We start from the raw sequence: 12,927 nt of genomic DNA on the forward strand, positions 1-12,927 counted from the left end.
CGGCCTTCGCCTCGGGCGCGCAATACGTCTCCACCGACTTCGAGGAGCCGCGCCCCGACATTGGCTCCTATGCCGTGCGCTTGCCGGGCGGCGCGCCGGCCCGCTGCAATCCCGTACGGGCGGCCGGCTGCAAGCCCGCGAGCTCGGCGCGATGACGCGCGCCGGGCTGGTCGGCCTGCTCCTGATCGGTTTTGGCGGCGCGGTTCAGGCCGAGCCTCGCGCCTGGCTGGCGGGTGATCATCACGTCCACAGCCAACGCTCGGGAGAGTTCCTGACCTTCGCCGACGGGACTACCCGCTACTCGCCGGGGATCGACGGAGTCTATCCGATCGCCCGGAACGCCGAGCGCGCCCGCGCCCATGGCCTGGCCTGGATGGCGGCCATCGATCATGGCGGGCTGGGCCTTTCGGCCGTCCGAGCCCAGACCGTCCACGCCGAGCTCCTGCAATCGCGCCAACGGGTTCCGGAGGTGATCCAGTTCTACGGCATGGAGTTCGACACCCCCGGCGCCGACCATTCCAGCCTGATCATGCCGATCCGCCCGGACGAGGCTGACCAGCTCCGAGATCTTGAGGCCGCCTACGAGACGCACGAGGTCCTGGGCGCGAACGCCCAGCGCGACAAGCCCGCTCTGATGCTGGAGGCGCTGCGGGCCATGGCCGCCCAGCCCTCACCGCCGATCGTGATCGCCAACCACCCCTCGCGGGGCGCCCGCGCGCCAGGCGACCATCAGACGGACGCGCTGGCCCGGTTCCGCGCCTGGAACGACCTCGCCCCGGACGTGGCCATCGGCATGGAGGGCGCGCCGGGCCACCAGGCCGCCCATTCCGCCTGGGGGCGCCTTCCCTCCGACCGCCGGGCTCGCGGCCTCTATCGCGGAGCCCCGACGCTGGGCGGCTTTGATGAGATGACCGCCAGGCTGGGCGGCGTCTGGGACGACCTGCTGTCCGAGGGACGCCACTGGTGGATCACCGCCAATTCGGATTCCCACCGCAACTTCCGCGACGGCGGCGAGGACTTCTGGCCGGGCGAATACGCCAAGACCTACGTCCTGGCCCGCCGCGACGGCGACGACATCCTGGACGGCCTGCGCAAGGGCCGCGTGTTCGCGACCACCGGCGACCTGATCGCCTCGCTCGATGTCGTCGCCAGCGCCGGCAAGGCGCGCGCGAGCCTGGGCCAGACCCTGCCGATCAAGCCGGGCTCCGCCGTTACGCTGGACATCCGCCTGCGCGACCCGGCCGCCCCCAACGCCGCCGGACGCCGCCCCGAACTGCGCCGCATTGACGTGATCCTGGGCGATGTCGGCGCGTCGGGTCCGCGCGCCCGCGTCGTTCGCCGCCTGTCTCCCAGCGACTGGACCCGCGACGGCGAGACCATCTCCGCGTCCGTGGTCCTGCCCGCGCTCGACCACGCCGCCTATGTCCGTCTGCGTGGAACCGCCGGCGAGGAGCTCGAGCCCGCTTCCGATGCGGCGGACGAGGATCCTTGGGCGGACCTGTGGTTCTACGCCAATCCCATCTTCATCACCCCAAGGGCCGCGCCCGCCGTCCGGAGTAAGACGCCATGACTCTTTCCAGCCTCAACCGGCGTGCTCTGCTCGCCGCCCTGTCCGCCGCCGCGGCCGGCCCGGCCCTGGCCTCGGTTCCGACCAAGCCGACGGCGCCCGGCGGCCGTCGGCTGCAGTTCCGTCCCGACGGCCAGTTCAAGATCCTGGCGATCAGCGACCTGCACTATACGCCCCAGCCCGACCTCGACGGCATGGCCCTGACCGAGAAGCTGATCGGCCTGGAAAAGCCCGATCTTGTCATCGCCTGCGGCGACAATATCTCGGGCGACAGCTGCTTCACACTTGAGGACGTCGCCAAGGCCACCGCCAATGTCGGCCGCGTCATGGAGCAGATGAAGGTTCCGTGGGCCGTGGTGCTGGGCAACCACGACAACGAGCATTTCCCCAAGACCGGCATGAGCCGCGACCAGGCGTTCCGACTGTACGAGAGCTATCCCTACAATATGAACGGCGGCTGGGTTCAGGGACAGTCGGGCGTCGGCGACAAGAATCTTCTGCTCTGGAACGCGGCGGGCACGAAGCCGGTCGCCGACATCTGGCTGATGGATTCCGGAGCCAAGGCCGAGGACCCGAGCGAGCGCTATCAGTGGTTCCACGCCGACCAGACCTATTGGTACTGGAAGGCCTCGCAGGAACTCGAAAAGACCTGGGGCGGCAAAGTCCCGGGGCTGATGTTCTTCCACATTCCGCTGCCCGAGTTCCGCGAGATGGTCATGACCCGCAAGGTCATTGGCGAACGCCACGAGCCGGAGTCGCCCTCGTCGATCAACGGCGGCCTGTTCGGGGCCCTGCTGGACCGCAAGGACGTCATGGGCGTGTTTTGCGGGCACGACCACGTCAACAACTACATGGGCCGTTTTCACGGCGTCAATCTGGGCCAGGTGGGAGTGGTCGGTTCGCGCGGCTACCCCCACACCCCGCCCTCGGACCCAACCAACGACCGGGCGCGCGGCGGCCGAGTGCTGCTGCTCGACGAGGCCAAGCCTGGCAAGTTCAAGACCTGGATGCGCTTCAAGGACGGTTCGGCCAACTGGGAATCCTGGTCGGACGCCTACGTGGAGGCCGAGCAGAAGTAGGATCCAGGCTAGGCGCGCGGTTATGATGGCGCACCTGGAACGTCATTCGGGCGCCTTCCAAGCATAGCTCTGGGAAGAGCTGTTATGGATCGCAATAGGGGCTCGAGCCAGTTGGCGCAGAATCACCGCACTAGGCTGGCCTTCTACAACGGGCTCTACATCAACTATCGCGCCGACTTCAGCCAGGAAGGTTTGGAGACCGTCGGCGCCAGAGCGTTGCCAGGCGCGGACTCCTCGACGCCGGCAAAGAGTCAAAAAAGCCAAAAATCAGTCGCAAATTTTGGAGTCACGTTCCGCGATTATGGAGTCAGTGGCGACACATTGGGTCAGTCTTCATGCGGGCATCCTTGAGGCCGTCAGTTGCGACAGAAAGAGCCAGTGACAGGCGACACGGGTTGTCTGGAAGCTGGACCGTTTGGGACGGACGGTTCGGCAGTTGGTGGACTTCACGGCGGAGCTGCGGACAAAGGAGGCCAACTTCGCCAGCCTGACCGATGGGATCTACACAGGCACGGCCGCCGGCCGGTTCTTCTTCCACGTCATGGTCGCGATGGCGGAGATGGAACGGGACCTGGTATGCGAGCGGACCTTGGTGGGGCTCGCCGCGGCGAACGCACGTGGCCGGCTGGGCGGTCGCCCCTCGGATCGCCGAAGAAGCGCTACAAGCGGCCGTCGCACCTATTGGAGTCGCGACCGGGCACGTAGGAGCCTGTCGCGCGGAAAGAGACCGCAGGCGTTTCGTCCTGCTGGCCTGTCAGATCTACGATCTAGGAGTCAGCGACACTGCGGCTCTAGGCTGCGGCTTTGAGGCCCGGGATGGAGAAGCCTTGAGGGAAATCAAGCCGCGCCGCGTAGTGAATCAAGCAAGCCCATCCACTGAGGATTTCCATGCCCCATTCCTCCAAGGCCTCCCTAGCCGTCGCCGTCCTTCTTTCGCTCGCGGCCAGCCAAGCCGATGCTCATGCCAAGCTCCTCGCCTCCACGCCCGCCGCTGGAGCGACGGTCGCGTCGCCCAACACCATCACCCTCACCTTCAACGAGCGCTTGGTTCCGGCCTTTTCGTCCTTCGAACTCGCCCGGGGCGATGGCGGCGCGGTCGGCGTCAAGGTGTCGATGGGCGCCGACCACAAGACCTTGGTCGGCGCGCCGCAGGCTCGTTTGAAGCCCGGCGCCTACAAGGTCATGTGGCATGCGGCTTCGGCCGATGATGGTCACCGCATGAGCGGCGCGATCGACTTCACCGTGAAGGACTGATGGAAGCGCTCATCATCGGCCTGCGGTTCATCCAATACGCGGGCGCCTTCGTGCTGATGGGCGGAGCGCTGTTTTCGCTCCGCTCGCTGCTCGGCGACGGCGTGGCCAGCGCCGCGAGTCTCGACTGGCCTAGGTCGATGCTGGCCACCGCCGCCGGGACGCTTCTGGTCGCCACCGTCGCCGGCCTCCTGGCGCAGACGGCTCTTCTGGCCGGATCGCTTGCCGCCGCGCTCGAGCCGGCGAGCCTGCAGGCGGTGTTCAGCGGTATGGCGATGGGCCCCTCGTCGATCGTCCGAGCCCTCGCGGCCGCCCTCGCCCTCGTCATGCTCGGCGCGCGCCTCAGTCGGCGCCGTTGGCTCGCTCTCCTGACGCTGGGCGTCATCGCGACGGGGAGCCTGGCCTGGATGGGCCATGGGGCGGCGACGGAGGGCGTGGGCTCGATGCTGCATCTTATGGCCAACATCGTCCATCTGCTGGCGGCCGCCGCTTGGATCGGGGCCCTGGCCTTCTTCGTCCGCCTGACCCTGGCCGCGCGCGATGGAGAAGCGAGCCCAGAAACGCTCCACGACGCGCTGGCCGGTTTCGCGGGCCTGGGCTCCCTGCTGGTGGCGCTGATCCTGACCAGCGGCCTGGTCAACAGCTGGTTCCTGGTCGGCCTCGAAGGAACGGACGCCCTCATGGCCACGCCCTACGGTCGGCTGCTTCTCCTGAAGCTTGCCCTGTTCGCCGTGATGTTGGTCCTGGCGAGCGCCAACCGGTTTTACCTGACCCCGGCCCTGCGCGCGGTCCTTGGCGATGGCGAGAAAGGCCGCGCCGCCGTGACAGCCCTCTGCGTCAGCCTGGCGGTTGAGACCGGCGCGGCGGTCGCCGTGATGGCCGCCGTGGCCTGGCTTGGACGGATGAGCCCCATCGCCGGCCCATGAGCCGCGGTCAGGGCTCGCCCAGCATTTCCGCCAGTCGCCGACGGGCGCGGTAGACGCGGGTCTCGACCGTCTTGACGCTGACCCGCAGGATTTCGGCGGCGGCCTGCTGAGAGAAGCCGTCGAGATAGGTGAGGATCAACGGCTCCTTCAGCGTGTCGGGCAGCCGCGCGATCGCCGCTTCCAGCCGGGCGGCCCGCTGCGCGTCGAGCAGCGCCGCCTCCGGCCCTGGGGCGCTGTCGGGGTAGTCCGTGGTCGCGCTCACGTCGATGGAGCGCTCGCCAAGAATAAGGCGTCGGACCAGCAGCCGGCGGCCGCGGTCTCGGCATTTGTTGAGGGCGATCGCCCGCAGCCAGGCCGGGAAGGCGCGCGCCGGATCATAGCGGCCGAGCGCCTTCCAGGCGGCGACGAAGGTCTCCTGGACAATGTCCAGCGCCGCGTCCGAGTCGCCGACGTGCCGGCGCGCGAAGGCGTGGAGCGCGCCCTTGTGGCGGCGCATCAACTGGCTGAACGCCTGGTCGTCGCCGTCGGCGGCGCGCCGCGCAAGGACGCTATCGTCCGACTCCCCCGGCCCTGGCGTCACGGAGCATCGGTCGTCAGAGCTTGGGTGACCCGGCGGTCGAACGTCTGCGCCTGCTTGGCGGTGAGCAGGCCGCGCATGGCCAGCACGTGCTGCACGGTCTCCTTCTGCAGCGCGCCCATGGCGACGTGGAAGCGTTCGACCGCAGCGGCGACCTCGGGCGAATATTCGTGATGGCTAGCAATGGCGGCGGCGAGCTCGGCGTTGGCGGCCTTCAGCTCGGCCTCGCGCGCCTGGCGACGGTCGGCGAAGTCGCGCTCCAGCACCGCCAGCCGCTGTTGCTGCTCGGGGCTGAGATCCAGTTCGTGATGGACGACGTCGTGTACCGAGAGCGGCGCTTGAGGCCTCGGCCACACCGACGCGCCGAGCCATCCGCCACCCGCTCCGGCGATGAGGGCCAGGATCACGGTCAAGGCGGCCCCGCGGGACGCGCGCCCCACGGCTAGTGTCCTCCCAGAAGCGTCGATGGCGCCAGGCGCGCGTCGACCGAGAACACCGAGATCTCGGGCGCGACCGGTTCAAGGGCGCGCGTGGCCAGACGCCCCCCCAGAAGGCCCAGTCCCAGGGCCGCGACGACCGAAGCCGTGCGCAGTGGCAGCAGGCCCCTGCTGGCCACTTCTCCGCCCCGCAGAGTCTCGATGCGGCTCCAGACGGCGCCTTCCAGGCCGTGAAGGCGTTCGGGCGGCTGGCGGCGCAACGCCTCCAATTGCTGCTCCAGGGTGTCGTTCATCAGGCCTTCCTCGGCTTCATGTGACGTGGCGTCGAGCGCTGAACCTAGAACCAGCCGCGCAGGCCCATAACAAAGCTTGTCTCGCGCGTGTCCAGACCCCGCGCGCGCGCCAAGTCGGTCGCGCCGCCAAAGCGGCGCGCGTGCGAGACGCCGATATAGGGCGCGAGCTCCCGGCGGATCTCGTAGCGCAGACGCAGACCAAACTCGCCCTTGTAGAGCCCCGAACCGACCGCCTCGCGCGCGACGTCCTGGGCGGAGAAGTCGAGCTCGGCCCGTGGCTGGAGCACCACGCGCTGGGTCAGGCGCAGGTCATAGCTGCCTTCGAGCCGCGCGAACGCGTCACCCTTGTCGGACAGGAAGGCCGCGCCCTCCAGCTCGATCCAGTACGGCGCCAGGGTCTCGAAGCCGGCCGCCAGGTAGGTGCGCCTGGGGCCGGGCCCCATGTCTTGTCGCAAGCCCAGCTGCAGGTCAGTGTAGCGGGCCGTGGCGCGGGAATAGAGGAGTTGGGCCTCGGCGCTTTCCAGCTTGCCGCCCACCGCGCCGTCGCCTTCGGTCTTGACGACCAAGCGGTTGAGGTCGCCGCCATACCAGCCTTGGAGGTTCCAGCGATAGCCGTCCTCGCCGCGCCCGGCGGCGTATTCGAGGAGATTGGCCCGAACCTGGGACAGACGCGCGCCGCCGTGTTCCTGGTCGAGGATCCGGCGGCTTCGGGCCATGCCCGCGGCGTCGAACACCGCGTCCGCAGCGAAGTCCTTCGGCGGCGGGGGCGCGGCCGCGGAAGGCTCAAGGACGGCCAGCGCCCCCTCCCCGGCCATGGTCGCCGGCGCGGCCTGATGAACGGCATGAGGATCCGGCGTGGCTGTCGGCGCGGGCGAGTGATGGGCCGAATGGTCTTGCGCCATGGCTGGCGTGGCGATCGCGGCGGCCAAGATCGCGATGGACAGCCGGTTCATTGGGCGCCTCCCACCGCCGGGCGCACCGCGAACACCTGAAACATGCCTGCGTGCATGTGATAGAGCATGTGGCAGTGCATCGCCCAGTCGCCGGTCTCGGCGGTGAAGTCCCAGCTCACCTTGCCGCCCGGCGCCACGACCACGGTGTGCTTGCGCGGCTGACGACCGGCCGGCCCGATCGCCAGCTCGAAGAAGTGCCCGTGCAGATGGATCGGATGGGCCATCATGGTGTCGTTGACGAGGGTCACGCGCACGCGCTCGCCGGCCTTGAAGGCGTACGGCGCGGGATGGTCCGAATAGCGCTTGCCGTCGAACCCCCACATGAAGCGTTCCATGTTGCCGGTCAGATGGATCTCAAGCTTCCGCCCAGGCGGTCGTGGGTCGGGATTGGGATCGAGCGCCACGAGATCGCGATAGACCAGCACGCGATGGCCGACGCTCTCCAGGCCCTGGCCGGGCTCGCCGGTGCGGTCGGCCGGCATCGGCGCGATCATCTGAACGCCGGGGCCCATGGCGACTTGGGGCGCATTCTTGGGATTGAGCATGGACATGTCCATGCTCGGCATGTCGCGCATCCGGTCGGCGCCGCGCGGCCTCGCCGGCGCCATGCCGGGCGCTGGCTTGTCGGCCGGCATGGCGCCGTCTTCCATCGCCGCATGACCCATGCCACCCATGTCCATACCCATGTCGCGCATGGTCGCCAGCGGTCTGGCGCGCAAGGCGGGGACCTCGGCGCTCATGCCCGGCCGCGGCGCCAGAGTGCCGCGCGCCATCCCCGAGCGGTCGACAGTCTCGGCCACCAGGGTGAAGGCCTTGTCCTCGTTTGGCGTGACGATGATGTCGTAGGTCTCGGCGTTGCCGATCTGGACCTCGTCGACCTCGACGGGAACGACGTTCTGGCCATCGGCGGCCACCACGGTCAGGCGCAAACCCGGAATGCGGACATTGAAGATCATCTGGGCGGCGGCGTTGATGAACCGCAAGCGCACGCGCTCGCCCGGCTTGAAGAGGCCCGTCCAGTTGTCGCGGGGCCCATGACCGTTGACGAGATAGGTCTGGACCGCTCCGGTGATGTCGGAGATGTCGGTCGGGTCCATCAGCATCCTGGCCCACTCCTGGCGCTCGGCCAGGGTCTGGTCCTTGCCGGCCAGAAGGCCGGCGAGCGTCTGCTTCTGATAATTGAACGCCCCGCCCATCTGCTTGAGGCGCTTGAAGACGATGTGGGGATGAAGGTCGCTGTGATCGGCGAGCATGATCACGTGTTCGCGGTCGTAGACGACGGGATCGGGGGCGGCCGGTTCGACGACGATCGGCGCATAGTGGCCGACGGGCTCCTGGAGCCCCGAATGGCTATGGTACCAGTAGGTGCCCGCCTGGATCACCGGGAAGTCGTAGACGAAGGTCTCTCCGGGGCGGATGCCCGGGAAGCTGAGGCCTGGTACGCCGTCCATGTGCGAGGGGACCAGCAGCCCGTGCCAATGGATGGAGGTGTCCTCGTCCAGGGTGTTGGTGACCGAGACCCGCAACCTCTGCCCTTCCTTCAGGCGCAGCAGCGGTCCTGGCGTGGTTCCATTGATCGTCACGGCGTGGACGGGTTTGCCGTCAATGCTGATCGGCGTGTGGCCGACGGTCAGCTTGATGTCCTCGCCCGACAGGATCGCCGGGGACGAGGGCGACGCGATCGCGCCCCTCGCCCAGGCTGGCAGCAAGCTGGCGAGCGCCGTACCGCCGCCCAAGACGCCCAGGCGGTGAAGAAGCGTGCGCCGATCAACGACATGGGGACGCGAGAGCATGGGCGATCCTGTGGCCAGAACGGGTCTTGGCGAGCCGGTTCGCTCCGGCCGCGCATGTTCCATACGCAGCTGCGGCGATGATCCCTCACGCGGACACGGAAACCACTATAGTCAGGCCTGCGGCTGCATGCTGTCAGTCTGCGCCAGAAGCCGCCGTTGACGTCACTCCAGATCGTGGACATTCGCCAAGAATGGGGCCAAGCCGATAAAGTTTGGCGATCGCAGATAATCTAGCCAAACCGACCGCAGACGTAATCTTGCGTCCGCGTCACCTTAGGCCGCATGAAGATCTCGTCGGTCGGGCCAAACTCGATCATTTTCCCCAGATACATAAAGCCCGTGTAGTCAGAAATCCGGGCGGCCTGGGAAAGATTGTGCGTCACGATCACGATCGTGTAGTCGGCCTTCAGTTCGGTGATGGTCTCTTCCAACTTGGCGGTCGAAATCGGATCGAGGGCCGAGGCCGGCTCGTCCAGGAGCAGGATTTCGGGCTCGACCGCGATGCCGCGGGCGACGCACAGGCGCTGTTGCTGCCCGCCTGAGAGCGACAGGCCAGAGGCTTTCAGCTTGTCCTTCACCTCGTCCCATAGCGCGGCCTTGCGCAGCGCGTTCTCGACGACCGCGTCCATCTCGGTGCGAGACTTACCCTCGTAGAGGCGCACCCCGAAGGCGACGTTGTCGTAGATCGACATCGGGAACGGCGTCGGCTTCTGGAAGACCATGCCGACCCGCGAGCGTAGCCGCGCCACATCCTTCATGGTCAGCAGGTTCTCGCCGTCCAGCAGCACCTCGCCCTCGGCCTTCTGGCCGGCATAGAGGTCGTACATGCGGTTGAAGGTCCGCAGCAGGGTCGACTTCCCACAGCCCGACGGGCCGATCAGGGCGGTCACCGCGTTGCGCGCGACCGGGAAACTGACGCCGTGCAGCGACTGGTGCTTGCCGTAGAAGAAGTCGAGGTTGCGGGCGCGCAACGTGACCATACCGTCAGGCAGGTCAGCGGCGAAGGTCTCGGGCGGGGTCATGGCGTTCATGGTCTATGTCACGGGCGATGGGTTTCCCGCGCGGCGATCACGCGGCCGATGATGTTGATGGCGAGCACGGTCAGGGCGATCAGCAGGGCTCCGGCCCAGGCCAGGCGGCGCCAGTCGTCATAGGCGCTGAGCGCATACTGGAAGATCACCACGGGCAGGCTGGCGGTGGGCTTGGACAGGTCATGGTTCTGGAACTGGTTGTTCAGCGCTGTGAACAGCAGCGGCGCGGTCTCGCCGCTGATCCGGGCGAAAGCCAGAAGACCGCCGGTCAGCAGGCCGCCGCCGGCGCCGCGCCAGATGATCTTGCGGATCGTCACCCAGCGGGGCGTTCCGAGCGCGGCCCCCGCCTCGCGCAGCGCGTCGGGTTGCAGGCGCAGGATGTCCTCGGTCGTGCGCGTGACGACCGGCACGGCCAGCAGCGCCAAGGCGACCGCGCCCGCGAAGCCCGAAAAGCCGTGCAGAGGCCGCACCACCAGTTCGTAGACGAACAGGCCGACCAGAATCGACGGCGCGGCCAGCAAGACATCGTTGAGGAAGCGAACCAGATGCCCGTAGGGGCTGGCGCCGCCGTATTCGGCCAGCCAGGTGCCGGCCAGGATCCCGACGCCGACCGCCATGGCCATGGCCATGGCGCACATCATCAGCGAGCCCTCGATCGCGTTGCGCAGGCCGCCCACTGATCCGGGCGCCGGTGTATCCTTGCTGAAGATGTTGGCGTCGAGACCTCCGATCCCCTGCTTGAACAGCGAATAGAGGATGAAGCCCAGCGCGGTCAGGGCCAGGACGGTCGCCAGGCCGCAAGCCGCGACGAAGACGGTGTTGGCGAAGGCGCGCCGCGCGGGTCTGGACAGCATCGTGCTCATCGGGCGCCCCTAGTCGTACCGCTGCCGCAGCAGCAGCAGGCGCGCGATCGCCAGCACGGCGAAGGTGATGACGAAAAGAACGAGGCCCAAAGCCGTCAGGGCGGCCGTGTGCATGACCCCGGTGGCCTCGGTGAACTCGTTGGCGATGGTCGAGGCCAGCGTCGAGCCGCTGTCGAACAGCGACTTGGGCAGGCCGTGGGCGTTGCCGATGATGAAGGTCACGGCCATGGTCTCGCCCAGGGCGCGGCCCAGGCCCAGCATGACGACGCCGATCGCCCCGCCGCGGACATAGGGCAGAACCACCGACAGGATCACTTCCAGCGGCGTGCAGCCAATGCCGTAGGCGCTCTCGCGCACCTGTGGCGGCACGGTCAGGAACAGTTCCCGGAACACCGCCGCCATGTAGGGCAGAATCATGATCGCCAGGATCAGAGACGCGGTGAAGATGTTGGCGCCGTTCGGCACGCCGTAGAACAGCGTCTCCCAGATCGAGCCCGCCGGAGCGTTCATCATCAGCGGCAGCTGGACGTGCTCGGCGAAAAACGGGGCCAGCACGAACAGCCCCCACATGCCGTAGACGATCGAGGGAATGCCCGCGAGCAGCTCCACGGCGACCGCGATCGGCCGCGCCAGGGGCTTGGGGCAGAACTCCACCAGGAAGATGGAGACGCCCAGCGCCACGGGCAGCGCCATGGCCAGCGCCAAGAACGAGGTGACCAGGGTGCCGATGATCGGTCCGGCCGCGCCATAGACCTCGGTCACCGGGTTCCACGAGGTGGTGACGAAGAACTTCAGGCCAAAATGGCTCAGCGCCGGCCAGCCACCGATGGCGAGCGAGGCGACGACTCCGGCCAAGGCGGCCAGCAGCAAGGTCGCGGCGAACAGGCACGCGCCTTCGAAGATCGGATCAAGCCAGGCGCTGCGCGAGGCGGGCCGGCTGAGGGCGGCGTCGGTCATGGTCGCCTCGGATGAACGGGCGGAGACCGAGGCCTCCGCCCTTGGGCACGCTTACTTCGAGACGTAGACCGGCTTGCCGCCGGCCTTGACGTTGGCGGCCCACTGCTTGCGAACCAGCGCCTTCACGGCGGCCGGCATCGGCACGTAGTCCAGAGCGGCGGCGGCGGCGTCGCCGTTCTTGTAGGCCCAGTCGAAGAACTTCAGGACGCCCTGACCGGCGGCGGCGTCGTCCTGGTTCTTGTAGACGAGGATGAAGGTCGCGCCGGTGATCGGCCACGACTTGGCGCCCGGCTGGTCGAGCAGCAGCAGGTAGTTGCCCGGGGCCTTGTTCCAGTCGGCGCCGGCGGCGGCGGCGGCGAAATTGGCGGCGGTCGGCGCCGGGAACTGGCCGGCCTTGTTCTGCACCAGGGCGTACACGGCGTGGTTCTGCTTGGCGTAGGCGTATTCGACATAGCCGATCGAACCGATCGTCTGCTTCACGAAGGCCGAGACCCCGTCATTGCCCTTGCCGCCCAGACCGGTCGGCCACTCGACCGAGTCGCTGGCGCCGACCTTCGACTGCCATTCCGGGCTCTTCATCGACAGGTACGAGGTGAACAGGAACGACGTGCCCGAGCCGTCCGAGCGGTGCACGACGGTGATCGGCAGGTTCGGCAGCTTCACGCCCTTGTTCAGGCCGGCGATGCGCGGGTCGTTCCACCTGGTGACCTTGCCCAGATAGATGTCGGCCAGCAGCGCGCCCGTAAGATGAACTTGACCCGGGTTGACGCCCGGCAGGTTCATGACCGGCACGACGCCGCCCATCACCGTCGGGAACTGGTAGAGACCGACCTGGTCCAGCTGTTCCGGCTTCAGCGGCTTGTCCGAAGCGCCGAACTGCACGGTCTTGGCCGTGATCTGCTTGATGCCGCCGCCGGAGCCGATGGCTTGGTAGTTCAGGCCAATGCCCGTTTGCGCCTTATAGGTCTCGGCCCACTTGGCGTAGACCGGAGCCGGGAACGTGGCGCCCGCGCCAGACAGGTCCGCAGCTTGAGCGGCGCCCGCCGCCAGAGCCGTCGCGCCCAGAACCGTCGCGCTGAGCGCGACCGCGATCGTCTTGAACATCCGTCATCTCCCAGGGCGCGTGAGTTGGAAGGCGCCCGACGGGAGCTGATTAGGTGGAAAATATAACAGCCGGATGACACAAGTTAAGTTCGCCTT

14 protein-coding genes and 1 pseudogene are annotated in these 12,927 nt (G+C 67.8%); 6 read left to right on the forward strand and 9 right to left on the reverse strand.

The window, feature by feature from the left end:
- The 6 genes and pseudogenes from VJ655_RS18070 to copD form a co-directional block, all read left to right on the forward strand.
- Positions 1–155 (forward strand): Ca2+-dependent phosphoinositide-specific phospholipase C (locus tag VJ655_RS18070; protein ID WP_324113508.1); only part of this gene is annotated, 155 nt, incomplete at its 5' end.
- The gene (locus tag VJ655_RS18075; RefSeq protein WP_324113486.1) at positions 152–1,570 is read left to right on the forward strand and encodes a phosphoesterase; all 1,419 of its coding nucleotides are present in this window, start codon (positions 152–154) and stop codon (positions 1,568–1,570) included. The genes VJ655_RS18070 and VJ655_RS18075, both read left to right, overlap by 4 nt.
- Positions 1,567–2,646 (forward strand): metallophosphoesterase family protein, encoded by a 1,080-nt coding sequence (locus tag VJ655_RS18080; protein ID WP_324113487.1) that lies wholly within the window; start codon positions 1,567–1,569, stop codon positions 2,644–2,646. Before VJ655_RS18075 ends, VJ655_RS18080 begins: the two co-directional genes overlap by 4 nt.
- 388 nt (positions 2,647–3,034) lie before the next feature.
- A pseudogene (locus VJ655_RS20990) lies at positions 3,035–3,283 on the forward strand (recombinase family protein); the annotation flags it as partial.
- Positions 3,284–3,534: 251 nt separating this feature from the next.
- Entirely contained in the window at positions 3,535–3,900 is a 366-nt protein-coding gene (gene copC, locus VJ655_RS18090) for a copper homeostasis periplasmic binding protein CopC (RefSeq protein ID WP_324113489.1), read from the forward strand.
- Positions 3,900–4,823, forward strand: coding sequence for a copper homeostasis membrane protein CopD (copD, locus tag VJ655_RS18095; protein ID WP_324113491.1), 924 nt, complete (start codon positions 3,900–3,902; stop codon positions 4,821–4,823). Before copC ends, copD begins: the two co-directional genes overlap by 1 nt.
- 7 nt (positions 4,824–4,830) lie before the next feature.
- Here the strand turns inward: copD and VJ655_RS18100 are convergent, their stop codons facing one another.
- The 9 genes from VJ655_RS18100 to pstS all read right to left on the reverse strand — a co-directional run bounded on the left by VJ655_RS18100 (position 4,831) and on the right by pstS (position 12,831).
- Positions 4,831–5,319 carry an RNA polymerase sigma factor gene (locus VJ655_RS18100; protein WP_414647003.1) on the reverse strand — a complete coding sequence of 163 codons (489 nt, stop codon included), beginning with the start codon at positions 5,317–5,319 and terminating at the stop codon, positions 4,831–4,833.
- An 80-nt stretch (positions 5,320–5,399) separates the two neighbouring features.
- The gene (locus tag VJ655_RS18105; RefSeq protein ID WP_324113493.1) at positions 5,400–5,840 is read right to left on the reverse strand and encodes a periplasmic heavy metal sensor; all 441 of its coding nucleotides are present in this window, start codon (positions 5,838–5,840) and stop codon (positions 5,400–5,402) included.
- A gap of 2 nt (positions 5,841–5,842) precedes the next feature.
- Complete coding sequence (locus VJ655_RS18110) at positions 5,843–6,130, reverse strand: hypothetical protein (RefSeq protein ID WP_324113494.1); 288 nt, start codon at positions 6,128–6,130, stop codon at positions 5,843–5,845.
- Positions 6,131–6,174: 44 nt separating this feature from the next.
- On the reverse strand, positions 6,175–7,083 hold the full coding sequence (locus VJ655_RS18115; protein WP_324113496.1) for a copper resistance protein B: 909 nt from the start codon (positions 7,081–7,083) through the stop codon (positions 6,175–6,177).
- Entirely contained in the window at positions 7,080–8,876 is a 1,797-nt protein-coding gene (locus VJ655_RS18120; RefSeq protein WP_324113498.1) for a copper resistance system multicopper oxidase, read from the reverse strand. The genes VJ655_RS18115 and VJ655_RS18120 overlap by 4 nt, the downstream gene beginning before the upstream one ends.
- A gap of 230 nt (positions 8,877–9,106) precedes the next feature.
- Positions 9,107–9,907, reverse strand: a complete 801-nt coding sequence (gene pstB / locus VJ655_RS18125) for a phosphate ABC transporter ATP-binding protein PstB (protein ID WP_324113500.1) — start codon at positions 9,905–9,907, stop codon at positions 9,107–9,109.
- Positions 9,908–9,915: 8 nt separating this feature from the next.
- The gene (pstA, locus tag VJ655_RS18130; RefSeq protein ID WP_324113502.1) at positions 9,916–10,770 is read right to left on the reverse strand and encodes a phosphate ABC transporter permease PstA; all 855 of its coding nucleotides are present in this window, start codon (positions 10,768–10,770) and stop codon (positions 9,916–9,918) included.
- Positions 10,771–10,779: 9 nt separating this feature from the next.
- The gene (gene pstC, locus VJ655_RS18135) at positions 10,780–11,727 is read right to left on the reverse strand and encodes a phosphate ABC transporter permease subunit PstC (protein ID WP_324113503.1); all 948 of its coding nucleotides are present in this window, start codon (positions 11,725–11,727) and stop codon (positions 10,780–10,782) included.
- Positions 11,728–11,778: 51 nt separating this feature from the next.
- Positions 11,779–12,831 (reverse strand): phosphate ABC transporter substrate-binding protein PstS, encoded by a 1,053-nt coding sequence (gene pstS / locus VJ655_RS18140; protein WP_324113506.1) that lies wholly within the window; start codon positions 12,829–12,831, stop codon positions 11,779–11,781.
- Between the last annotated feature and the right edge of the window lie 96 nt (positions 12,832–12,927).

It is taken from the genome of Caulobacter sp., assembly GCF_035254145.1.
GTDB lineage: Bacteria > Pseudomonadota > Alphaproteobacteria > Caulobacterales > Caulobacteraceae > Caulobacter.

What these genes read in the sequence shown, in the direction of transcription:
- VJ655_RS18075 (WP_324113486.1), top strand. Translation starts at nt 152, where the DNA reads ATGACGCGCGCCGGGCTGGTCGGCCTGCTCCTGATCGGTTTTGGCGGC.
- VJ655_RS18080 (WP_324113487.1), top strand. Translation starts at nt 1,567, where the DNA reads ATGACTCTTTCCAGCCTCAACCGGCGTGCTCTGCTCGCCGCCCTGTCC.
- copC (WP_324113489.1), top strand. Translation starts at nt 3,535, where the DNA reads ATGCCCCATTCCTCCAAGGCCTCCCTAGCCGTCGCCGTCCTTCTTTCG.
- copD (WP_324113491.1), top strand. Translation starts at nt 3,900, where the DNA reads ATGGAAGCGCTCATCATCGGCCTGCGGTTCATCCAATACGCGGGCGCC.
- VJ655_RS18100 (WP_414647003.1), bottom strand. Translation starts at nt 5,319, where the DNA reads ATGCGCCGCCACAAGGGCGCGCTCCACGCCTTCGCGCGCCGGCACGTC.
- VJ655_RS18110 (WP_324113494.1), bottom strand. Translation starts at nt 6,130, where the DNA reads ATGAACGACACCCTGGAGCAGCAATTGGAGGCGTTGCGCCGCCAGCCG.
- VJ655_RS18115 (WP_324113496.1), bottom strand. Translation starts at nt 7,083, where the DNA reads ATGAACCGGCTGTCCATCGCGATCTTGGCCGCCGCGATCGCCACGCCA.
- VJ655_RS18120 (WP_324113498.1), bottom strand. Translation starts at nt 8,876, where the DNA reads ATGCTCTCGCGTCCCCATGTCGTTGATCGGCGCACGCTTCTTCACCGC.
- pstB (WP_324113500.1), bottom strand. Translation starts at nt 9,907, where the DNA reads ATGAACGCCATGACCCCGCCCGAGACCTTCGCCGCTGACCTGCCTGAC.
- pstA (WP_324113502.1), bottom strand. Translation starts at nt 10,770, where the DNA reads ATGAGCACGATGCTGTCCAGACCCGCGCGGCGCGCCTTCGCCAACACC.
- pstC (WP_324113503.1), bottom strand. Translation starts at nt 11,727, where the DNA reads ATGACCGACGCCGCCCTCAGCCGGCCCGCCTCGCGCAGCGCCTGGCTT.
- pstS (WP_324113506.1), bottom strand. Translation starts at nt 12,831, where the DNA reads ATGTTCAAGACGATCGCGGTCGCGCTCAGCGCGACGGTTCTGGGCGCG.